18 protein-coding genes and 1 tRNA gene are annotated in these 20,723 nt (G+C 62.1%); 17 read left to right on the top strand and 2 right to left on the bottom strand.

Going from position 1 to position 20,723, the window contains the following annotated elements:
- The 5 genes from infB to ribF all read left to right on the top strand — a co-directional run.
- Positions 1-1,433, top strand: a 1,433-nt coding sequence (infB, locus tag QZ307_RS07345) for a translation initiation factor IF-2 (protein WP_295997927.1), incomplete at its 5' end; no start/stop codon positions are given.
- Between the two features lie 325 nt (positions 1,434-1,758).
- Positions 1,759-2,148: a 30S ribosome-binding factor RbfA gene (rbfA, locus tag QZ307_RS07340; protein WP_295997924.1), complete on the top strand. Its 390-nt coding sequence runs from the start codon at positions 1,759-1,761 to the stop codon at positions 2,146-2,148.
- 3 nt (positions 2,149-2,151) lie between these two features.
- Positions 2,152-3,159 (top strand): DHH family phosphoesterase, encoded by a 1,008-nt coding sequence (locus QZ307_RS07335; RefSeq protein ID WP_295997921.1) that lies wholly within the window; start codon positions 2,152-2,154, stop codon positions 3,157-3,159.
- Positions 3,156-4,172 carry a tRNA pseudouridine(55) synthase TruB gene (gene truB, locus QZ307_RS07330; RefSeq protein WP_295997918.1) on the top strand — a complete coding sequence of 339 codons (1,017 nt, stop codon included), beginning with the start codon at positions 3,156-3,158 and terminating at the stop codon, positions 4,170-4,172. The genes QZ307_RS07335 and truB overlap by 4 nt, the downstream gene beginning before the upstream one ends.
- Positions 4,153-5,079 carry a riboflavin biosynthesis protein RibF gene (gene ribF / locus QZ307_RS07325; RefSeq protein ID WP_295997916.1) on the top strand — a complete coding sequence of 309 codons (927 nt, stop codon included), beginning with the start codon at positions 4,153-4,155 and terminating at the stop codon, positions 5,077-5,079. The genes truB and ribF overlap by 20 nt, the downstream gene beginning before the upstream one ends.
- Before the next feature lie 54 nt (positions 5,080-5,133).
- Here ribF and QZ307_RS07320 read toward each other — a convergent pair whose 3' ends face one another.
- A complete protein-coding gene (locus QZ307_RS07320) occupies positions 5,134-7,095 on the bottom strand; it encodes an LTA synthase family protein (protein WP_295997913.1) in 1,962 nt (653 codons plus the stop codon).
- A gap of 208 nt (positions 7,096-7,303) precedes the next feature.
- Here QZ307_RS07320 and uvrC point away from each other — a divergent pair, with 208 nt between their 5' ends.
- From uvrC to QZ307_RS07260, 12 genes are all read left to right on the top strand, one after another.
- Positions 7,304-9,271: an excinuclease ABC subunit UvrC gene (gene uvrC, locus QZ307_RS07315; protein ID WP_295997910.1), complete on the top strand. Its 1,968-nt coding sequence runs from the start codon at positions 7,304-7,306 to the stop codon at positions 9,269-9,271.
- Complete coding sequence (rapZ, locus tag QZ307_RS07310) at positions 9,264-10,235, top strand: RNase adapter RapZ (RefSeq protein ID WP_295997907.1); 972 nt, start codon at positions 9,264-9,266, stop codon at positions 10,233-10,235. Before uvrC ends, rapZ begins: the two co-directional genes overlap by 8 nt.
- Positions 10,236-10,238: 3 nt before the next feature.
- Positions 10,239-11,399: a gluconeogenesis factor YvcK family protein gene (locus QZ307_RS07305; RefSeq protein ID WP_295997902.1), complete on the top strand. Its 1,161-nt coding sequence runs from the start codon at positions 10,239-10,241 to the stop codon at positions 11,397-11,399.
- 1 nt (position 11,400) lies between these two features.
- Entirely contained in the window at positions 11,401-12,336 is a 936-nt protein-coding gene (gene whiA / locus QZ307_RS07300) for a DNA-binding protein WhiA (RefSeq protein WP_295997900.1), read from the top strand.
- A gap of 733 nt (positions 12,337-13,069) precedes the next feature.
- Positions 13,070-13,576 (top strand): hypothetical protein, encoded by a 507-nt coding sequence (locus QZ307_RS07295; protein ID WP_295997898.1) that lies wholly within the window; start codon positions 13,070-13,072, stop codon positions 13,574-13,576.
- 184 nt (positions 13,577-13,760) lie between these two features.
- Complete coding sequence (gene gap / locus QZ307_RS07290; RefSeq protein ID WP_295997895.1) at positions 13,761-14,771, top strand: type I glyceraldehyde-3-phosphate dehydrogenase; 1,011 nt, start codon at positions 13,761-13,763, stop codon at positions 14,769-14,771.
- 66 nt (positions 14,772-14,837) lie between these two features.
- Positions 14,838-16,022 (top strand): phosphoglycerate kinase, encoded by a 1,185-nt coding sequence (locus QZ307_RS07285; protein WP_295997892.1) that lies wholly within the window; start codon positions 14,838-14,840, stop codon positions 16,020-16,022.
- 97 nt (positions 16,023-16,119) lie between these two features.
- Positions 16,120-16,890 (top strand): triose-phosphate isomerase, encoded by a 771-nt coding sequence (tpiA, locus tag QZ307_RS07280; RefSeq protein ID WP_295997889.1) that lies wholly within the window; start codon positions 16,120-16,122, stop codon positions 16,888-16,890.
- Positions 16,891-16,903: 13 nt separating this feature from the next.
- Positions 16,904-18,481: a 2,3-bisphosphoglycerate-independent phosphoglycerate mutase gene (gpmI, locus tag QZ307_RS07275; protein ID WP_295997887.1), complete on the top strand. Its 1,578-nt coding sequence runs from the start codon at positions 16,904-16,906 to the stop codon at positions 18,479-18,481.
- Between the two features lie 153 nt (positions 18,482-18,634).
- Positions 18,635-18,889 (top strand): preprotein translocase subunit SecG, encoded by a 255-nt coding sequence (gene secG, locus QZ307_RS07270; RefSeq protein WP_295997884.1) that lies wholly within the window; start codon positions 18,635-18,637, stop codon positions 18,887-18,889.
- A gap of 63 nt (positions 18,890-18,952) precedes the next feature.
- A tRNA-Leu gene (locus QZ307_RS07265) sits at positions 18,953-19,041 on the top strand.
- A 212-nt stretch (positions 19,042-19,253) separates the two neighbouring features.
- On the top strand, positions 19,254-20,165 hold the full coding sequence (locus QZ307_RS07260; protein WP_295997881.1) for a cation diffusion facilitator family transporter: 912 nt from the start codon (positions 19,254-19,256) through the stop codon (positions 20,163-20,165).
- Here QZ307_RS07260 and QZ307_RS07255 read toward each other — a convergent pair.
- Positions 20,162-20,563, bottom strand: a complete 402-nt coding sequence (locus QZ307_RS07255) for a hypothetical protein (RefSeq protein WP_295997878.1) — start codon at positions 20,561-20,563, stop codon at positions 20,162-20,164. The genes QZ307_RS07260 and QZ307_RS07255 overlap by 4 nt on opposite strands.
- Positions 20,564-20,723 lie beyond the last annotated feature (160 nt).

Raw genomic sequence — 20,723 nt, 5'->3', positions numbered from 1 at the left:
ACACCGGCGTGGTGGCCAGCGAGGCCGGCGGCATCACCCAGCACATCGGCGCTTCCGTGGTGAACATCGACGGCCGCCAGATCACCTTCATCGACACTCCGGGTCACGAGGCCTTTACCGCCATGCGTGCCCGTGGTGCCCAGGTCACCGACGTAATCGTTTTGGTGGTAGCTGCCGACGACGGCGTCATGCCGCAGACCATCGAGGCTATCAACCACGCCAAGGCTGCCGAGGTGCCCATTGTGGTGGCCGTCAACAAGATCGACAAGCCCGGTGCCAATCCCGACCGCGTGCGCCAGGAGCTCACCGAGTACGGCGTCATTCCCGAGGAGTGGGGCGGCTCCAACATGTTCGTCGAGGTGTCGGCCAAGAAGAACCTGCACATCGACGACCTGCTGGAAACCATCCTGCTGCAGGCCGACGTGCTGGAGCTCAAGGCCAACCCCGATGCCGAGGCCTCCGGCTTCGTTATCGAGGCCAACCTGGACAAGGGCCGCGGCCCTGTGGCCACGGTGCTTATCCAGCGCGGTACCCTGCACACCGGCGACGTGGTAGTGGCCGGCACCAGCTACGGCCGCGTGCGCGCCCTGGTGAACCCGCGCGGCGAGCACGTGTCCGAGGCCAAGCCCGCCGATCCGGTCGAGATTCTGGGCCTGAACTCCGTGCCCACCGCTGGCGACGAGTTCCGCGTCTTCGAGGACGAGCGCGACGCTCGCAAGCTGGCTGAGGAGCGTGCCCTGCGCGCCCGCCTGGCCGCTCAGGAAACCAAGAGCCATATGAGCCTGGATGACCTGTTCAGCCGCATCGAGGAAGGCAAGCAGACCGATCTGAACCTCATCGTGAAGGCCGACGTTCAGGGCTCCATCGAGGCTCTGCGCGACGCCTTCGAGAAGATGGACCAGTCCGAGGTGCGCATCAACATCGTCCACTCCGCCGTGGGCGGCATCACGGAAACCGACGTCACCCTGGCCGCCGCTTCCGACGCCATCATCATCGGCTTCAACGTGCGTCCCACGGGCAAGTCCCGCCAGCAGGCCGAGAAAGAGAAGGTGGACATTCGCCTGTACCGTGTTATCTACCAGGCCATCGAGGACATCAATGCCGCCCGCGTGGGCCTCTTGTCCCCCGATATCGTGGAAGAGGACACCGGTATCGCCGAGGTGCGCGAGACCTTCAAGGTGCCGAAGGTGGGCACCATCGCCGGCTGCTACATTGTGGAAGGCGAGATCAACCGCGACGACAAGGTGCGCATCGTACGCGACGGCACCGTTATCTTCGAGGGCGTCATGGCCTCGCTGCGCCGCTTCAAGGACGACGTGAAGACCGTGAAGCAGGGCTACGAGTGCGGCATCGGCATCGAGAAGTTCCAGGACCTGAAGGTGGGGGATACCATCGAGGGTTATCAGGTGAAGGAAGTCGAAAGAACCGAGTAGCCTGTCCGCCGACGGGAGACCCGCATACCTCCGTGCTCAAGCAGTCCTCGCTTTGGAGAACAGCCCACTGGGCTGTTCTCGTCGCTGCGGAACCTGCGCGCGGAGGCACACGGGTCTCCCGCCGGCTGCTCTGCTCTTCTCGAAAGAGAGGTGTAGGGTTTTCGCTGCGGAACCTGCGCACGGGGGCGCACCCCCTGTCCGGCAGCTGCTTTTCCGACTTTTAAAGGTTTCCAGTTTTGTGACGTAATTCACTCGGCGTACTTGCTGGTCATTTCTTATTTATACTTTGAAGCATCCTATAAGTCTCAATTGAGGAGATGGCATTATGAAACAGAGTGCTTCCAACCGTAAGGTGAACGAGCAGGCCCGCGAGGTTATTGCCAGCATTCTTCTGTTCGACGTGTCCGACCCGCGCTTGCATATGGTTACCATCACCGGGTGCGAGGTAAGCTACGATCGCTCCGTGTGCAACGTGTACTACACCGTGGATCCCGACCGCTATGCCGATGTGCAGGCTGCCTTCGAGGCCGCTGCGGGTCATATCCGTTCGCTCATGGCCAAGAAGCTCTCGTGGCGCGTTGCTCCCGAGCTGCGCTTCTTTGTCGATAAGTCGGTGGACCAGGCCGAGGCCATCAACTATGCGCTTAACACCGAGCGCGAGCATCTGGAAGGCAAGATCGTCGACGACACCATTGGCGAGGATCGGGAGTATTAATCTATGGCGGTAACCCCTCAGACGAACACCACCCTGGAAGAAATTGCCCAACAGCTGCTGACGCACGATAACTACGTTATCTGCGGTCACGTGAGTCCCGACGGCGACTGCCTGGGCTCTCAGCTGGCTTTGGCTTGGGCGCTGCGACAGTGCGGCAAGCAGGTTTCGGTTGTCTTGGCGCGCAACGAGCCCATCGATGGCACGCTGGCGTTTCTGCCGGGAAGCCAAGAGCTGGTGCCGGCGGTTTCGTTTGACGGGCCCTGCGACAGCTTCATTGCCGTCGATGTTCCCACGCCCGAGCGATTGGGCGATGGCGCGCGACTTCAGGAGCGGGCGGCCTTCACCGTTACTATCGACCATCACGCGGTGCCCCACGCCATGAGCCAGCTCAGCTATACCGACCCCGACGTGGCCTCCACCACCATGCTGATATGGCAGCTGGCCGCACTTCTGGGCTGCGATCGCGCTCAGCTCATTGCCACCTGCGCTTACACCGGTCTTATGACCGACACGGGGCGCTTCCAATACCAGAACGCCGACAACGCTGCTTTTGCGGCGGCCGCTGAAATGGTGGCTGCTGGGGCCGAGCCGTCGGTTATCTCGCGCAACTTCTACCAAAATCGCTCTCGGGCCTCGGTGGCCCTGGAGGCGGTGGCCATCGATCACATGGCCTTCTCGTCCGACGGCCGTGCGGTTATGTCGTGGCTCTCGCTGGAAGATTTCGCTCGCTGCGGCGCTGTGAAGTCCGATGCCGAGCCCCTCATCGATGTGCTGCGCTCGGTAGCGGGCGTATCGGTGGCGTGCATGTTGCGCGAGCAGGCCACCGAAGTACGTGGCAGCTTCCGCGCCAAGGACGACACCGACGTGGCCGCCCTGGCGGCTCAGTTCGGCGGGGGAGGCCATCGCGCTGCCGCGGGCTTCACCATTCACGAGCTGCTGCCCCAGGCCGTGGCTGCCGTGGCCCAGCTTTTGGGCATCCCGTGCCCTGTGGTGGCTGAGGAGTGCCTGTGAAGCGCGGTACCACGGATCTCTGCCTCATGGTGGCAGTGGACAAGCCCTCGGGCATGACCTCCCACGATGTGGTCAATCGCTGCCGGCGCATCTTCGGCGAGCGTCGCGTGGGCCATACGGGCACGCTTGACCCCTTGGCCTCGGGCGTGCTGCCCATTTGCATTGGGCCGGCTACGCGTCTGGACAATTATCTGACCGGGCATGATAAGTCCTACATCGTGTCCGTCATCTTCGGTGCTGCCACCGATACCGACGACTGCGAAGGCCGGGTCATCCGCACGGGAGACGTGCCCGACGAGGTGTTCGACCCCTTCTTCGCCACCACCTTCGTGGCCAGCTTGGTGGGGAAGTCCAAGCAGCTGCCGCCGGCCTATTCCGCCATCAAGGTGGATGGCGTGAAGGCCTACGACGCTGCTCGCAAGGGGCGCATCATCAACTTGGAGCCGCGGGATATCGAGGTGTACGCGGCCGAGCTTTTAGGTATTTACGGGGCCGATGGCACCGAGCCGGCCCGTTGGGACATCGGCTTTTCCGTCTCGAAGGGCACCTATATTCGGGCGTTGGCCCGCGATATCGGCAACGCCTTGGGCTGTCCGGCCCATGTGGGGGCGCTCCGTCGCACGAAGGCCGGCTTTATCGGCTTGGACGACTGCGTGAGCCTGGAAACGCTCGAGGAAATCGGCGAGCGCGCGGCCCTCGATCCGCTGCGCGCCCTGGGCCTGCGTTTTGTCTACGTGAACCAGAGCCAAGCCGAGCGGGTGTCTCACGGCAATGCGCTGCCGGCCGCCGAGCTTACCCTGTGCGAGCGGTCCTTCGGCGCCCTGGCCGATGAGATCTGCGCCTGCACCTCGGGAGTGCGCGAGAGTTGCGCTCCGTGGGAGGATGGCGAAACCGTCGCTTTGGTGTACGATAATCGCATCATTGCGCTGTACCAATATCAGCAGGATAAGGCTTTGTGCGTGTCCCGCTGCGTGTTTCCGAGAGGAGTAGCTCGTGGCTACGGTGATCTCTAGGGCCGATGAGGCCTTTGACGGCAGGGTGCTTGATGGGGCTGCGGTGGCCTTCGGTGTCTTCGATGGCGTGCACGAGGGCCATCGCTTCATCATCGGCGAAGCGGTCAACGCCGCTCGCGAGCAGGGGCGCCCCAGCGCCGTCATCACCTTTGACATCGATCCCGACGAGCTTTTCCGGCCTGAGAGCCTGAAGAAGCTCATGACCAACGAGGCGCGCATTGCCAAGCTGGCGGAGCAGGATGTGGACACGGTGGTGGTACTGCCGTTCTCGCGCGAATTCGCTGCTCAGAGCCCCGATGCGTTTCTGGAAAGCTGTTTCGGGGGAAGCGTTCCCTCGTCCATCCACATTGGCTCGGACTTTCATTTCGGCGCCCGTGCCATGGGCAACGTCGAAGACCTGCGCTCCTGGGGCGAGCGCTTCGGCATGGCCGTGCACGGCCATGAGTTGGTGGCCGAGGGCGGCGTGCCCGTCACGTCCACCCGCATTCGCGGGCTTTTGCAGGAAGGCAACGTGCGCGAGGCGGCCGAGCTGTTGGGACGTCCCTATGCGTTGTCGGGCACCGTGCGGCCGGGCCGCGGCGAGGGTCACGATTTCGGCTTCGCCACGGCTAATCTGGAGGTAGAGCCCCTGTTGCTGGCCATCGGCGAGGGCGTCTACGCCTGCTATGCCACGGTGGAGGGCACGCGCTACAAGGCTGCCGTGAACATCGGCGTGCCTGCTACTTTCGCCGATCGCTCCCAGTGCAACGTCGAGGTGCACATTCTCGACTTTGACCAGGATATTTACGGGCAGCCCATCGAGGTGGAGTTCATCGAGTGGCTGCGCCCCATGCGCGCCTTCGACTCCACCGAAGAGCTGATTGCCACGGTTATGGGCAACATCCAGTGGGTGAGGGACAACCTGTAGCATCGCCCTGCAATGAGAGAGCCGCCTTCGGGGCGGCTCTCGTGCGTTAGGCCTTTATCCTTCCTTGTAGGGCGAGTTCTTGCGGAAGAGATCGTCGTATTGGACGATGGCGTAGTCGTCGAGGGCCTCTTGGGCGGCTGCCTGCTCGGGAGTGGCAATCTCCTCCTCGAACCAGTGCCAGGTTCCCGTGGCGTCCTGGTAGCCGTTCAGATTGACGGCGGGCAGGGTCTCGCGCAGATGCTCCAGGTACTTCTGGTGCACCGTACCGGGAAGGCCGGCGGCTTCTACCAGCATGGCGCCCAGATAGTTGAGGCTCGTGACGGTGTCGGTGCCGATCTTTTCCAACTCCAGAGAGGAGTCCTCGGCGCGGGCAGCAGCGTTGGCCCAGATGAAATAGGGCGTGTGATAGCGCGCCTGCACTTCTTCGATGGTGGCGTCGTCGACGGACTTGTTGTAGGTGTGCTCGAAGAGCCAGTCGGCGAACCCAGGCTGGTGATCGCCGAAGAACACCACGATGGTGGGCTCATCGCGCTTGTTCAGTTCGTCGATGAGCCAGCGCAAATCCTCGTCGGACTGGTGCATAGCGGCCAGGAACTCATCGATCTCGGGATTGTCCACGGCGTCGGAGTCCAGATGCACCTGATCCTCCTCGGGCACCAGGCCCGTGTCGTAGCCGCCATGGTTCTGGATGGTCACGTCGAACACGAACTGCGGGCCGTCGCCGGCGTCGATCTTCTCCAGGACGCGCTCGTAGGTGGCCTTGTCGGTAACCAGATCGCGGAAGGTGTCGGCGCCTTCCATGGTGGTGATGTCGTCGAAGCTGTCGAAGCCCAGCTGCTCGTAGATGCGATCACGGCGCCAATTGCTGGCCTCGGCGGGATGGATGGCGTGGGTGTCGTAGCCCAGGCGATCGAAGTAGGCGGCCAGATTCTCCGTGCCGTCCAGGTCGTAGAGCACATAGGGGTACACGCCCCCGCCCATGTTGCCCATGGACGAGCCGGTCAAAAACTCGAACTCGCTGTTGCAGGTGCCGCCGCCCATGGCCGAAACGTACAAATCGCCGGCCACCAGGGAATCGGCCTGCACTTCTTTGAAGTAGGCAGGCTGGGCGTTGCTGCCCTCCAGGCCCGGATAGCTGGACAAATCCGAGAACGTCTCGTTCATGATGGCGATGACATTGGGGAGCTTCGCCGTATCTGCGGCAGTTTTGGAGCCCTCAGCACCCTCAGCGCTCTGGGCGGCTCCGTCCTTGGCTGCCAAAGCGGAAGAGGCGCTTTGGTGCGCCGAGGACTCGAAGGGCTCCAGCACGTGGGAAAGCACCTCGTCAGAGAAGCCTTCGGGCTCGGCCGGGGTCAGCTCCTGGGCGCGCGAGAGAAAGCAGAGCAAGGTGCCCTGGGAGCCGTAGGAGCCACGCACGTCCCAGACGTCCACGGTGACGTTGAACTCGCTCTTTATGTCGGTGCTCTGGTACTTGATGGCGCAGAACGCAATAAGCAGGGCCGCGGCGATGCAGTTAACGATGACATCCCACCGGGTAATGTGCCGCGCCGGACACCAGAGGCGCAGGGCCACGCAGAAGGCGGCGAAGGCAAGCAGGCAACCCACAAGGCGCGGCGTCAGGAACAGGGTATAGCCGCCGGCCACGGAGGCAGCCGTGCTTAAAGCAAAGAGGTCGGCGGGAAGAATGGGTTGGCCCTTGAACGTGATGATGTAGAAGTTTGCAACACCGATGAACAGGCAGAGCGCCACGAAAACCGCGAGCGAGATGCGCGTGCGCTGGCCAATCAGAAAGACGATCCCGCCCAAGAGGGCCACAATGGCCAAGTTGGCAGCCGCGTAGCTGGGCGCGATGCCTATGATGTTGTCGTTCCAGGGCAGTTCGACAAGCAGCCATCCCAGCACCACGGCGATGACGAAGAAGGCCACGCGCAGAAGCGCGGCGGAGGTTGAGCTCGCGGCTGAAGCGGCGTTGGACGCTGTGGTCGCGGAGCCTTTTCCTTTGCTGACGATATCCATGAATGCGGTAGTCCTTTGGTAACGCAAGGGCGCAGAGTCTCGACGGTATCGAATCTTTCCCCCGAAAAAGTTTTATTGCAGACAGTCAAAGTATCACGAAGCAGCTCTCTCTGCCGCGATCTCGCAAAAACTCCCCGTATAGACAACTCGATGGGCTGTCGCTTCTGGATATTTCGAAGAGGGGCGCGAAGGCGGGTATACTGGCACTATGAACAAGAAAGAATCCCAGCAGGAAAAACTCGCGCGCATCAAGCGCGAGCTCGACGCGGTGCCTACCCTGCCCGGGGTTTACCTGTGGAAGGATGCCGCCGGCGAGGTCATCTATGTGGGCAAGGCCAAGCAGCTGCGCGCCCGCATGCGCCAGTACGTGAACTTCCAGGACGAGCGGGCGAAGATTCCGCTACTCGTAGAGGCCATTCAATCCTTCGACTATATCGTAGTGGACAACGAGCACGAGGCCCTGGTGCTGGAGAAGAACCTCATCAACCAGTACAGCCCCTTCTTCAATGCCGACTTCAAGGACAATAAAAGCTATCCGTTCATCGCGCTGACCAAGGGCGACGTGTTTCCCGCCATCAAGTACACCCGCGAGAAGCATCGCTCCGATACCAAGTACTTCGGTCCCTTCACCGATGCCCGAGCCGCCCGCGAAATGATCGACATTGCCCGCCGCGTCGTGCCCCTGTGCGCGGCGTCCTGTGCCGACTGGCGCAGCCTGACGCGTGCGCTGGAGAAAGACCCGCTGGCCACGCTCAAGCGCGGCAGCCGTCCTTGCTTCGATGCCCATGTGGGTTTAGGACCGGGCGCCTGCTGCGGCCAGATCACCCCTGAGGAGTACGCCAAGAACGTGCGGCGCATCGAGCGCTTTTTGGCCGGCAACCACCGAGAGTTCGTGGAGGAGCTGACCGGGGAGATGCAGGAGGCGGCCGCCGAGCTCGACTTCGAGCGGGCGGCGCGCATCAAGAACCGCATCGACACCATCAACTCGCTGGCCGACAAACAGCACGCCGTGTCCACGCGCAACCTGAACGCCGACGTCATTGGCTTTTTCCGCGAGGAGACCGTGGCCGGCGTCCATGTGCTCGTCATTCGCGAGGGCCGCATTGTGAACGCCAACGAGTTCGTGCTCAACCGCGGCACCGACGTGCCCGACCAGGACCTCCTGCGCAACTTCCTCATGCGCTACTACGACACCACCACGTCCATTCCCCATGAGGTCATTGTGCGTGTGCTTCCCGAAGATGCCGAGGCCATGGGGGAGTGGCTCACCGGCAAGCTGGATTCGGCCCATGGGGCGAAAGTGCGCTTCACCGCTCCGCAGAAGGGCGAGAAGGCCGACTTGGTGGCCATGGCGGAAACCAACGCGAAGCACACGCTCATGCGCTACAAGGTGCGCACGAACTACGATGACAAGCGCATCAACAACGCCCTGCTGCAGCTGGAAAGCGCCCTGGCGCTCGACGCGCCGCCCATGCGCATCGAGTGCTTCGACATCTCCACCATCCACGGGTCCTACACCGTGGCTTCCATGGTGGTGTTCACCGGCGGTAAGCCGGACAAGAATCAGTATCGGCGCTTCAAAATAAAGACGCCGCTTGACGAGGCCAACGACTTTTTGTCCATGCAAGAGGTGATGCGCCGGCGCTACAGCCCCGAGCGCATGGCTGACGAGCGTTTCGGCAGCAAGCCGGACCTCATCATTTTGGACGGCGGCAAGCCGCAGCTGACGGCGGCTTTGGCCATGTTCGAGGAGATGGGCATCGACGATATTGCCATCTGCGGTTTGGCCAAGCGCGACGAGGAGCTGTTCGTGCCCTGGCAGGACACGGGCCCCGTGGTGCTTCCCGGTGGGTCCGCCTCGCTGTACCTCGTGAAGCAAGTGCGCGACGAGGCCCACCGCTTCGCCATTACCTTCCACCGCGAGCTGCGCGGCAAGGGCATGACGGCCTCTATTCTTGACGACGTGGCGGGCTTGGGTCCCGTGCGCAAGAAAGCGCTGCTCAAGCATTTCAAATCCTTCAAGAACCTGAAGGCGGCCAGCTTGGACGACATCAAGGCGGCGAAGGTGATCCCCGAGGATGTGGCCGAGGAGCTGGTGCGCGTGCTGGCGCAGTATAATGTGCAGAAAACTGAGAAAGAAGAGCAACTTGCCGAAGAAGGAGGCCTCCATGGCTGATGAGCAATTGAATTTGGACGCCCTGCCTGATTTCGTCATCGTGACGGGCATGTCGGGCGCTGGCCGCACCGAGGCCATGCACGTGTTCGAGGATCTGGGTTATTTCTGCGTGGACAACCTGCCCTCGAGCCTTTTGGGCGAGCTGGTGCGGGTGAACGAGGAGACCGGCGGCGAGGGCCCGCGTCGCAAGCTGGCGGTTGTTTGCGACTCCCGCAACGGCGACTTCTTCGGCAGCCTCGATGAGGAGCTCACCTCCATGACCGAGCAGGGCATCTCCTACAAAACGTTGTTTTTGGATGCCGCCGACGACAAGCTCATCGCCCGCTACAAGTCGAGCCGCCGTCGCCACCCGCTGTGCACGGACGGCACTACTATTTGGCAAGGTATTCAGCGCGAGCGCCATCTGCTGCTGGGCCTGCGCGATCGGGCCGACTTCGTCATCGACACCACCGACATGCTGCCCCAGAAGCTGCGCAGCACCATCCGCTCGCTGTTCGACACGGGCAGCGAGCGCAAGGGGCTGGCGGTTACCGTCTACTCCTTCGGGTTCAAGCACGGCGCCCCCTTCGACGCCGATCTCGTCATGGACGTGCGCTTCCTGCCGAACCCCTACTACGACCCCGAGTTGCGCAGCCTGACGGGCCTCGATGCCCCCGTGCGCGATTTCGTGCTGTTCCGCGAGGAGACCATCGAGTTTGAGAAGCGATGGCACGATCTGCTCGATGTGGTCATGCCGGGCTATGTGGCCGAGGGCAAGCAGCAGCTGGCCATCGGCGTGGGCTGCACCGGCGGCCAGCACCGTTCCGTGGCCCTGGCGGAGTCCACCGGCGACTACCTGAAGTCGAAGGGCTATCGCGTCTCGGTGGCCCATCGCGACCTGCGCTTGGCCGAGCGTGGCAAGGATGTGCTGCGCGAGAGCGACAACGTTCTCGATGCCCGGGCCAGCGCGGGAAACGAGGCCTAGGTCATGGCAGTAGGCAAGAAGAAGAAAACCGAGGCGTTCCGGGTCGATCCGGCGGCCACGGCGGCGTTTTCGGCGCTGCGCAACGCGCTGCCGAATCTGCGGCCGCTCGATGAGAGCGAGAAGGCCCTTCGTGCGGTGGTTATCGGCGGCGGCACGGGCGCGCCGGTGTCCATTCGCACGCTGTTGTCCCTGGGGGTGCAGACGAGTGCCGTGGTGGCCATGGCCGACGACGGCGGCTCCACGGGCGTGCTGCGCGAAGAGGCCAACGTCACGCCGCCGGGCGATATTCGCAAGTGCCTGGTGGCCTTTGCGAAAAACCCCGCCGATCCGCTGGTTCGCGCCCTCAAGTACCGTTTCGCCGTGGCCCGCGACCACGCGCTCGGCAACTTGCTGTTGGCAGCCCTCGAAGACGCCTGCGGGTCGTTTCCCGAGGCCATTGCCATTTGTGAGAAACTGGTAGACGCGCAGGGCCATGTCTATCCCTCCACGCTGGATCACGTGGTGCTCTCGGCCCGCACCCAGGACGGGCGCGTGCTCGACGGGCAGGCGGTGGCGTGCCATTCGAAGACGGCTCTCGCCTCCGTATGGCTCACCGATGAGGCGGGCCGTCCGCCGCGGCCCTATGAGCCGGCGCTCCAGGCTATTCGCGAGGCCGATCTCATCGTGCTCGGCCCCGGCTCGCTGTTCACCTCCATTATTCCCAACCTGCTCATTCCTGGCGTCATCGATGCCATCCGCGCCTCGCGGGGCCGCGTGCTCTTCGTGTGCGCCTTGGCCGATGTGCAGGGGGAGACCTGGGGGCTCACGGCGCGCGAGCATTTCGAGGCCCTGGCGGCCCACGGCATGGAGGGTCTCATCGATTACATGCTTGTCCATTCGAAGGTGCCCTTGCGGGCGGAAAGTCCCGCTACGGGTTCCTTCGCGGCCATTTCCGGCGCCGATCTGGAGCACGCCTCCACGTCGGATCTGAACGACGTGCAGCTGACCAAGGGTGTGCGGCCCATCTCCATCACCTATGCCGACGTGCTGGCCATCCAGTCGCGCGGACCTATCGTCATCAGCCGCAACTTAGTCGACTCCGAGCAGCCCACGTGGCATTCGCCCTTCGCTTTGCGCGAGGCTTTCCAGAACGTCATCAAGCTGTCCCGCGCGCGGAGGGGCTAGCGTGTCGTTCACGGCCGAGGTCAAAGACGAGCTGGCCCGGGTGGCTCCCGACTGCCCGGCCTGCGAGAAGGCCACGCTCGCGGCACTCGTGCGCATCGAGGGCACGCTGTTCGTGAGCGGTCCGAATCGCTACCGCGTGGAAATTGCCACCGACGCGCCGGCCGTGGCGCGCCTGGTGGTGCGCTTGCTCCATTCGCTGTACGAGCTGAAGACCAACCTGACTATGCGCCGTTCGGTGCTCCATAAGACGCCCAATTACCTTATCGAGGTGCCGGCCCAGGCCCACTTGGCCGAGGCCCTGCGCGACATGGGCGTGCTTTCAGCCGAGGGCGGCCTGGAGTTGGGCATCAAGGAGTCGCTGGTGGCGAAGCCCTGCTGTGCTGCCGCCTATCTGCGTGGTGCCTTTTTGGGTTCGGGCTTCATTTCGAATCCGAAGAGCGACTTCCACTTCGAGATCACGGTTGAATCCGATGCCCTGGCCGAGGGGCTCGTGGCTCTCATGGCCCGCAAGGACATTGCGGCGCGTATTATGCAGCGGCGCAACTCGTATATGGTCTATCTGAAAAGCGGCAATGCTATCCTGGAGTTCCTCGCCTTCACGGGCGCCCATCAGGCGGCGCTCTCCATGGAGGAGGAGCGCGTGGTGAAAAGCGTGCGCAACGACGTGAACCGCATGATCAACGCCGAGATTGCCAACCAGCAGAAGGCCAGCAACGCCGCTGTCGAGCAGATCTACGCCATCCGCACGGTGGTGGAGCACTACGGCATGGAGAACCTGCCGCCGGCGCTGCAGGATTTCATTCGCCTGCGCGTGCTGCACCCCGAGGCCTCGCTGAAGGAACTGGGCGAGCGCGCCAACCCGCCCCTGTCGAAAAGCGCCGTCTACCACCGCGTCCGCCGCATCGAACAAATGATGCGCGAGATCGAGGGCAAGTAGGAGGCGGCACGCCAACCAGTGCCTGCGCTGCTGGACTCACTTTGGGGCGTCTGCGCGCCGGTGGGCGCGGTCAAAAATCGGTTAAGGCGGGGGTTTGGTTCGAAAACGCTCGATTAAGGTCAATATTCCGTTAAAGCGGGGGTTTTGTGCGGCGGGGTGGCCGGCTAAGAAAAATGCGCTCAAGTTTTGTGACTGAATCCCCAGGTCAGCTTGGTGAGGGTTTTGGCACCAAAACTGGTGCGACATGATCGTGCTCCCAAATGCTCGCTTTTTCGCTGCAAAAGCCCCGCCTTGATCGATTTATGACCTTAATCGAGCGTTTTCGAACCAAACCATGCACTTGGAGCTATTTTTGACCACTGCGTTGGAGCTATGCAGTCCCAGTGCGCAATAACCGAGGTCGCGCCGCCCAATGCCCAACCGCCGAACTTGCGTTACGCCCATGCTTAACCGTCGAACCTACCTTGTCCAATGGGCAACCTCCGGGTATGCGCTGCTCGTCGTTCTGGAGTGCAGCCCCTTGGGGGTCTGCTCTCGGCCTCTGATTGACAAAATGGAGCGTAGCCCATGCTAATGGCCTTCTATTTGCGGTTTGTTTCGAATATACGATTTAAATAATTAATATAATCAAATAATTACTTTAAATTTACTTTCAATTAATTACTTAATGCAATATATGAGTAATTTATTTAATTCATATATACTATGAATTAAATAAATAAAGGAGGATGCTATGCGTTACCAAAGAGACGGCAGGCTCTACGACACGGATACTGCGAAACTTGTTTTGACGGCTTCCTCTAAAGAGGGCCCGACGCATCCGCGCTTTTATCGCCAATCGCTCTATCGGAAGCGTACGGGAGAGTTTTTCCTGCATTGCGAGGGAGGACCCGAGTCCCCGGCGGCGCGCTTTACGCGTCCAGGGCAGAGCAAACCCCTGGCCGGGGCGTTCATCCAGCCCATCGACACCATCGGCGCACGCGAATTCGTGGAAGAGCACGGAGGCAGGAATGCAGGCGCGCTGCTCGACCAGTATTTTGCGGAGCCAGCCGCTCAGGTGCGCATCACTGCCGTCATCGATCGCCAAGCCGACGCGATGCTGCGGCGCCTTCAAGCCGCTGATCCGACGGCTCGCTCCCAAGGCGATATCATCTCCAAAGCCCTTAAAGCGTACTTCCGGGCAACGCGCATCGACGGTGTCGAAGAGGTGTCGCCCCTCGATGCGCGTCTGGTTCGGTAAAAGCCCTGACAGACGCCTGACTAAATGTCAATGTCTCTTTGATTGTGCACGTGCCACGCTTTTCCAGGCCAAATGCTTTCGTGGCGTTACCGTTCGGTAAGGTTCGTAGTAAACTATAGGCGCTGACAAGCGAACCCATGTCGACTGTTCGGCATCTCGAGTATCTTGTGAAAGGAGATACCCTATGACAACCAAGGTAGGCATTAACGGATTCGGCCGTATCGGACGTCTCGTGTTCCGCGCCATGGCCAACGACCCCGATGTGGAAGTGGTGGCCGTTAACGACCTGGGCGACAAGGCCGCTCTCGCTCACCTGCTGAAGTATGACTCCATCCATGGCCGCGCCTTCGACACCGTTGAGGTTGTCGATGACGGCATCGTGGTTGACGGCCAGCATGTCACCATGCTCTCCGACCGCGATCCCGCGAACCTGCCCTGGGGCGAGCTGGGCGTCGACGTGGTTGTCGAGTCCACGGGCTTCTTCACCGACGCCAATGCTGCCAAGGCCCATCTGGATGCCGGCGCTAAGAAGGTCGTCATTTCCGCTCCCGCCAAGAACGAGGACATCACCATCGTCATGGGCGTGAACGACGGCGATTACGATCCCGAGAAGCACAACATCATCTCCAATGCTTCCTGCACTACCAACTGCCTCGCTCCCTTCGCCAAGGTGCTGCTGGACAACTTCGGCATCAAGCGCGGCTACATGAACACCATCCACTCCTACACCAACGATCAGAAGATCCTCGATCTTCCCCACAAGGACCTGCGTCGCGCCCGTGCCGCCGCCATGTCCATGATCCCCACTACTACCGGCGCCGCCCGCGCTGTGTCCCTGGTGCTCCCCGAGCTCAAGGGCAAGCTGGACGGCTTTGCCACCCGCGTTCCCACCCCGGACGGCTCTATGGTCGACCTTACCGTCGAGCTTGAGAAGGATGTGACGGTGGACGAGATCAACGCCGCCATGAAGGCCGCCGCGGAAGGTCCGCTCGAGGGCATTCTCGAGTACACCGAGGATCCCATCGTGTCCATCGACATCGTGGGCAACGACCACTCCTCCATCTTCGACTCGAAGCTCACCATGGTCATGGGCGGCGAGGGCAACTTCGTGAAGTGCGTGTCCTGGTACGACAACGAGTGGGGTTACAGCAACCGTGTGAAGGACCTCGTTAAGATTCTGCTCCCCGAGGCGTAAAAGAACGACGTGTTCCGAAAAGCCTGGCTCATTTGGGTCAGGCTTTTCGTTTTAGAAAGGATGAACATGGCTGATATTAAGACCGTGGATCAGGCCGAAGTGGCGGGCAAGCGCGTGCTGGTGCGCGTCGATTTCAACGTGCCGCTGGACGGCGACGTGGTTACCGACGACACCCGTATTCGCGCGGCGCTGCCCACTATCCAGAAGCTGGTGAACGAGGGCGCCCGCGTCGTGCTCATGAGTCATCTGGGTCGCCCGGCGGGGGAGGGCTTCGAGGAGAAGTTCTCGCTGCGTCCGGCGGCGGCGCGTCTGGCCGAGCTGGTCGACGCCCCCGTCGTCTTCGCCGAGGACACGGTGGGCCCCGATGCCCAGGCTAAGGTGGGCGCCCTGAACGATGGCGAAATCGTCGTGCTGGAAAACCTGCGCTTCGACAAGCGCGAGAAGAAGAACGACCCGGCGTTCTGCGAAGAGCTGGCGGCCTTGGGCGACGTGTACGTGAACGACGCTTTCGGCACAGCCCATCGCGCCCACGCCTCTACCGCGGGCGTGGCGGCGCTGCTGCCCGCCTATGCCGGCTACCTCATGGAGCGCGAGGTGGGCACGCTCACCGGCATGCTCGACGAGCCGAAGCGCCCCTTCGTGGCCATTCTCGGCGGCTCCAAGGTGTCCGACAAGATCAAGGTCATCGATGCGCTGCTCGACAAGGCCGACACCCTCATCATCGGCGGCGGCATGTGCTTCACCTTCCTGTTGGCCCAGGGCAAAACTGTGGGCACCTCTTTGAAGGAAGAGGATTGGGTCGAGCGCGCCGCGGCCATGATCGAAAAGGCGCGCGAAAAGGGCGTTTCGCTGCTGCTTCCGGTTGACGTGGTGGTGGCCGACGCCTTTGCCAACGATGCCACCACGGCAACGGTTTCCGTAGACGAAATCCCCGATGATATGATGGGTTTGGACATCGGCCCCGAAACGGCCGGCCTCTACGCCGAGGCCATCGGCATGGCGAAGAGCGTCTTCTGGAACGGCCCCATGGGCGTGTTCGAGATGCCCTCGTTCGAGGCGGGCACGAAGCGCGTCGCCCTGGCGGTGGCCGAGAACGCCGAGGCCGATACCATCATCGGCGGCGGCGATTCCGTGGCGGCAGTGAACAAGTTCGACTTGGCTGACCAGATGACCTTCATCTCCACGGGCGGCGGCGCTTCCATGGAGCTGGTCCAGGGCGAGCAGCTCCCGGGCGTCGAATCGCTCAAATAGCTGCAACTAGTACGGGACGCTGCCTACGGGGCGGCGTCCCGCCCGTTTGGCCCCTCGAAACGACGTCCCGCCATCGCGGGCTCCAGAAAGGAACGACATGACTCGCAAGAATCTTATCGCCGGCAATTGGAAGATGAACAACACCATTCCCGAGGCCGTGGTGCTGGCCCAGGAAATCTCCAACGGCATTTACCCCGACATCCTCGACGAGGTGGACGTAGCCGTCTGCCCGCCTTTCGTTGACTTGAAGCCGGTGAAGTCGGTGTTCGAGTTCGATCGCGTCAACATTGCCCTGGGCGCCCAGAACGTGTACTGGGAGCCGAAGGGGGCGTTCACCGGGGAAATTTCCATTCCCATGATCAAGGAGATCGGCTGCACCTACTGCATCGTGGGCCACTCCGAGCGTCGCCATCTGTTCGATGAGACGAATGAAGACGTGAACCTCAAGGTGCGCGCGCTCATCGAGGCCGGCATCGCCCCCATCATCTGCGTCGGCGAGTCGCTGTCCGTGCGTGACGAGGGCGTGTACCTGGACTTTGTGACGGCCCAGGTGCGGGCTGCCTATGCCGGGGTCGAGGCCGCCGATGCCGTGAACACGGTAGTGGCCTATGAGCCGGTGTGGGCCATCGGCACCGGGCGCACGGCCACGCCCGAGCAGGCCGAAGAGGTGTGCGCGGCCATTCGCGCCACGCTGGCCGACCTGTTCGGCGTCGACGTGGCCGAACAGGTGCGCGTGCTCTACGGCGGTTCCATGAACGAGGGCAACGCCGAGCTGCTGCTGGCCGAGCCCGACATCGACGGCGGCCTCATCGGCGGTGCGGCCCTGAAGGCCTCCTCGTTCCTGGAAATTGTGAAAGCGGCCAAGTAGGGAGATTCGCGCTATGTCTTTGACGAAGGAAGCCATGGTCGAACGAGGTCTGCGCCTTCCGGCCTGCCTCATCATTATGGACGGGTTCGGGTTGCAGGAGCCGGGGCCGGGCAACGCCATATCGCTGGCTGACACGCCGGTGCTCGACCGCCTGTTCGCCGAGGAGTCCATGACGCGCCTTGAGGCTTCGGGCGAGGCCGTGGGTCTGCCGGAAGGCCAAATGGGCAACTCCGAGGTGGGCCACCTTAACATTGGCGCCGGGCGCGTGGTGTTCCAAGAGCTCACACGCATCAACCGGGCGTGCCGCGACGGTTCCCTTGCGGCGAATCCGGTGCTGCAAGAGGCCTTCGCTGCGGCTCAAAAGCCCGGAGCGGCACTCCATCTTATGGGGCTCGTCTCCGATGGCGGCGTCCATTCTTCCAATGAGCATCTCTACGGCCTCATCGATGCGGCCGTAGCGGCGGGTGTGGGCCATGTCATGATCCACTGCTTCATGGACGGCCGCGACGTGCCACCTTCCAGCGGCGCGGAGTATCTGCGCGAACTGGTGGATTACATCGAGCGCGCCCAAAGCGCCGCGCCGACGGGCACGGTTATCGAGATCGCCTCGGTGGAGGGACGCTACTTCGCTATGGATCGCGACAATCGCTGGGAACGCGTCGAGCGCGCCTACGAGGCGGTCGTGAATGCCGATCCCTATCGCGATTTGGCAGCGGTGGCGGCCATGGAGGCTTCCTATGCCAGCGGTGTCACCGACGAGTTCGTCGAGCCCGTGGCGCTCGTGGAGCGCGGCATGGTCGACGGAGATACGGTGGTGTTCTTCAACTTCCGCCCCGATCGCGCCCGCGAGATCACCCGGGCTTTGGTCGATCCTGCCTTTGCCGGTTTCGCTCGCCGTCGCTGGCCCCAAGTGCACTTCGTCTGCCTGACGGAGTACGACCCCGATATTCCGGCGCCCATTGCCTTTGCCAAGGAGTTCCCCGAGCAGGTGTTGGCCGATGTGCTCGCCGAAGTGGGCCTTTCCCAGTACCACATCGCCGAGACCGAGAAGTACGCCCACGTGACGTTCTTCCTCAACGGCGGTCGCGAGGCCGAGAAGGCGGGGGAGAGCCGTAAATTGGTGGCAAGCCCTAAGGTGGCTACCTATGATTTGCAGCCCGAGATGAGCGAGCCGGAAGTGGCCGATACCCTGGCCGCCGCCATCGACGAGGGCGAGGCTGACGTTTACATCGTGAACTTCGCCAATTGCGATATGGTGGGTCACACCGGCGTCGTCCAAGCGGCTAAGGAGGCTGTCGAGGCCGTGGACGCTGGCGTGGGCAAGGTGCTCGACGCCGTGCGCCGTCAGGGCGGCGTTGCTTTGGTGACCGCTGATCACGGCAATGCCGACTGCATGATCGCCGCAGACGGCACGCCCTTTACGGCCCACACCACGGCTCCGGTGCCGCTCGTGCTGGTGGATGCAAGCGGAGCGGATCTGCGCCTGGACGGCCGCGAGGGACGTTTGGCCGATATCGCGCCGACGTTGCTGGCCATGATTGGTTTGGATGCTCCGACGGTCATGACGGGGGAGAACCTGCTCGCCTCGTAATGATGGCGCTGCTCGCAGGAGGTGCTGCCCGCCCAGGCCTCCTGTGGGCAGCTTGCGGACGTTGGGCAGCGGTGCCTTGAAAGCCCCTGTTCCATCCGTTATACTAAGCGACTTGTGTACGCAGAAGCATTCTGAAGAAAGAAGCGTGAAATTTTGAACCCCTTGGTTATCGTTTTTCTCGTGCTGCTGGTTCTGTCCGGCATTGGCCTGATTATTTTCATCCTCATGCACTCCGGCAAGGGCACGGGCATCTCCGATATGATCGCCAGCTCTATGTACTCGACGCAGACGGGCACGAGCATTATCGAGAAGAACCTCGACCGCATTACCATTGGCTGCGCCGTGGTGTTCCTTGTTTCGCTGCTGGTGCTCATGGTCATTTATCCTCACGGCACCATTTCCCAGTAATTGCAAATTTCTTCTTGCAACGACGATGGCTTCTGTTAGAATAATCGTCGCTGTAAAAAGCACGTCGGAGTGGTGGAACGGCAGACACGCTAGCTTGAGGTGCTAGTGCCCATTTACCGGGTGTGCGGGTTCAAATCCCGCCTCCGACACCATTATCAATAAAGGGCCCGTAGGGCCCTTTTTTGATATCGACGCTGCGGCTCCGACAGGCACCTGGCCTTGCCCCTTGTTTGGGGCGCGGCGTTGGCCGAAGCCAACTTGGCCCCAAGGCGGGGCAATTCCAGGCACCTGTCGAACCCTCGCTGACTTCCTTGGGCGAACCTGGGCGTCATATCTGGTTCAGTGGTAAGAGATAGTGGTTATTATGGACTCACATACTTTGAAGAGCACCCATTCCCGCCAGGTGGAGCGCGTCCTGTGGATCGTGCTGGTGCTGAACTTGGTGGTAGCGGCGGCCAAGTACTTCTACGGCCTGGCTTCCCAGTCGGCGTCGATGCAGGCCGACGGCATCCACTCGGTGTTCGATTCCGTTGGCAACGTCATTGGCCTAGTGGGTATCAGCTTGGCTGCCCGGCCGGCTGACGAGGGGCACCCCTATGGCCATTCCAAGTTTGAAACCTACGGGTCGCTTGTTATCGGAGTGCTGCTGCTGCTCGCCGCTTTCGAGGTGGGCTCCTCGGCGGTGGGGAAGTTGGTCAGCGGCACCTATACGGCCCAGGTAACCCCGGTATCGTTTGTGGTCATGGTGGGTACCTTGGTGGTGAATCTGGGCGTGACGATGTACGAGCGCCGCGCCGGCAAGCGGCTCAAGAGTGAGATTCTTGCGGCTGATGCGGCTCACACGCTCTCCGACGCCTTCGTGTCCATCGGCGTCATCGTGGGTCTGGCGCTGGTGGTGGCGGGCTTTCCCATGGCCGACCCCATCATGGCGCTCTTCGTGACCGTGGCGATTCTCATCACGGCTGCGGGGGTGTTCCGCACGGGGCTGCGCACCTTGTCCGATCATGCCTGCATTCCCGCTGAGAAAGTGGTGGCGTCGGGCAGCACGGTGCCGGGCATTATCGAGGTGCACTGCGTGCGCACGCGCGGCACCGAAGCTGAAGTCTACTGCGATTTGCATGCCCTCGTCGATCCCGCTATGACGGTGCTTGAGGCGCACCACCTAGGGGACTTGGTCGAAGCGCGCATTAAACGCGACTTTCCCCAAGTGAAGGAAGTCCTCGTGCACATCGAGCCCTATGGCGCCGACGAGACGGCCGAGGAGCAGCGCGGCTAGTTGCCTTCGTCGTTGCCGCTGGGCAGCGCGGCGGCGGTTTGAGCGAGCTTGTCGTAGTTCCATCCCTTGCTGTAGTTCGGAGGCAGGGTGACGGCATAGCGCGCGCCGCAGTGGGGGCAGATGACGGCTGTGCCCTTTTTGGGGCGGAACATCCAATACAGCACCAGCACCGTGAGCAGCGACACGACGGCAGAGAGGACTACGAGCATTTCCATGAGGCCCCTATCGGCGGTGTCGCCTGTGGTGGCAAAGGCCAGGGCTACGAGCACCCAAATGCCTGCAATATAGACGATGATGCCGGCTACGAGCACTTTCGCGACGCCGGTGGTGGGGAGTTTCCCCTCAAATTGCGTGGCGGCTTGGCCGCAGGTTTCGCATGCTACCGTCTTCGTGTTCATGGCGCTCCCGTCGTTTCGGCGTTTCACGTCGGAGCCAGCATAGCATCTTGAAAGGTTTTTGGGCAGTAGCACAAAGAAAAAAGCTCCCAAGAAGGGAGCTTTTGAAGTTCTGGAGCGGACAACGGGATTCGAACCCGCGACCCTCACCTTGGCAAGGTGA

It is taken from the genome of uncultured Adlercreutzia sp. (assembly GCA_910585575.1).
Taxonomy (GTDB): Bacteria; Actinomycetota; Coriobacteriia; order Coriobacteriales; family Eggerthellaceae; genus Adlercreutzia.
Note: the sequence above shows the minus strand (reverse complement) of the source record. Positions and strands in the feature narration are given on the sequence as shown.

Bases quoted from the DNA above. Each gene is read 5' to 3' on its own strand.
- rbfA (WP_295997924.1), top strand. From the start codon at position 1,759: ATGAAACAGAGTGCTTCCAACCGTAAGGTGAACGAGCAGGCCCGCGAG.
- QZ307_RS07335 (WP_295997921.1), top strand. From the start codon at position 2,152: ATGGCGGTAACCCCTCAGACGAACACCACCCTGGAAGAAATTGCCCAA.
- QZ307_RS07320 (WP_295997913.1), bottom strand. From the start codon at position 7,095: ATGGATATCGTCAGCAAAGGAAAAGGCTCCGCGACCACAGCGTCCAAC.
- uvrC (WP_295997910.1), top strand. From the start codon at position 7,304: ATGAACAAGAAAGAATCCCAGCAGGAAAAACTCGCGCGCATCAAGCGC.
- rapZ (WP_295997907.1), top strand. From the start codon at position 9,264: ATGGCTGATGAGCAATTGAATTTGGACGCCCTGCCTGATTTCGTCATC.
- QZ307_RS07305 (WP_295997902.1), top strand. From the start codon at position 10,239: ATGGCAGTAGGCAAGAAGAAGAAAACCGAGGCGTTCCGGGTCGATCCG.
- QZ307_RS07295 (WP_295997898.1), top strand. From the start codon at position 13,070: ATGCGTTACCAAAGAGACGGCAGGCTCTACGACACGGATACTGCGAAA.
- gap (WP_295997895.1), top strand. From the start codon at position 13,761: ATGACAACCAAGGTAGGCATTAACGGATTCGGCCGTATCGGACGTCTC.
- QZ307_RS07285 (WP_295997892.1), top strand. From the start codon at position 14,838: ATGGCTGATATTAAGACCGTGGATCAGGCCGAAGTGGCGGGCAAGCGC.
- tpiA (WP_295997889.1), top strand. From the start codon at position 16,120: ATGACTCGCAAGAATCTTATCGCCGGCAATTGGAAGATGAACAACACC.
- gpmI (WP_295997887.1), top strand. From the start codon at position 16,904: ATGTCTTTGACGAAGGAAGCCATGGTCGAACGAGGTCTGCGCCTTCCG.
- QZ307_RS07260 (WP_295997881.1), top strand. From the start codon at position 19,254: ATGGACTCACATACTTTGAAGAGCACCCATTCCCGCCAGGTGGAGCGC.
- QZ307_RS07255 (WP_295997878.1), bottom strand. From the start codon at position 20,563: ATGAACACGAAGACGGTAGCATGCGAAACCTGCGGCCAAGCCGCCACG.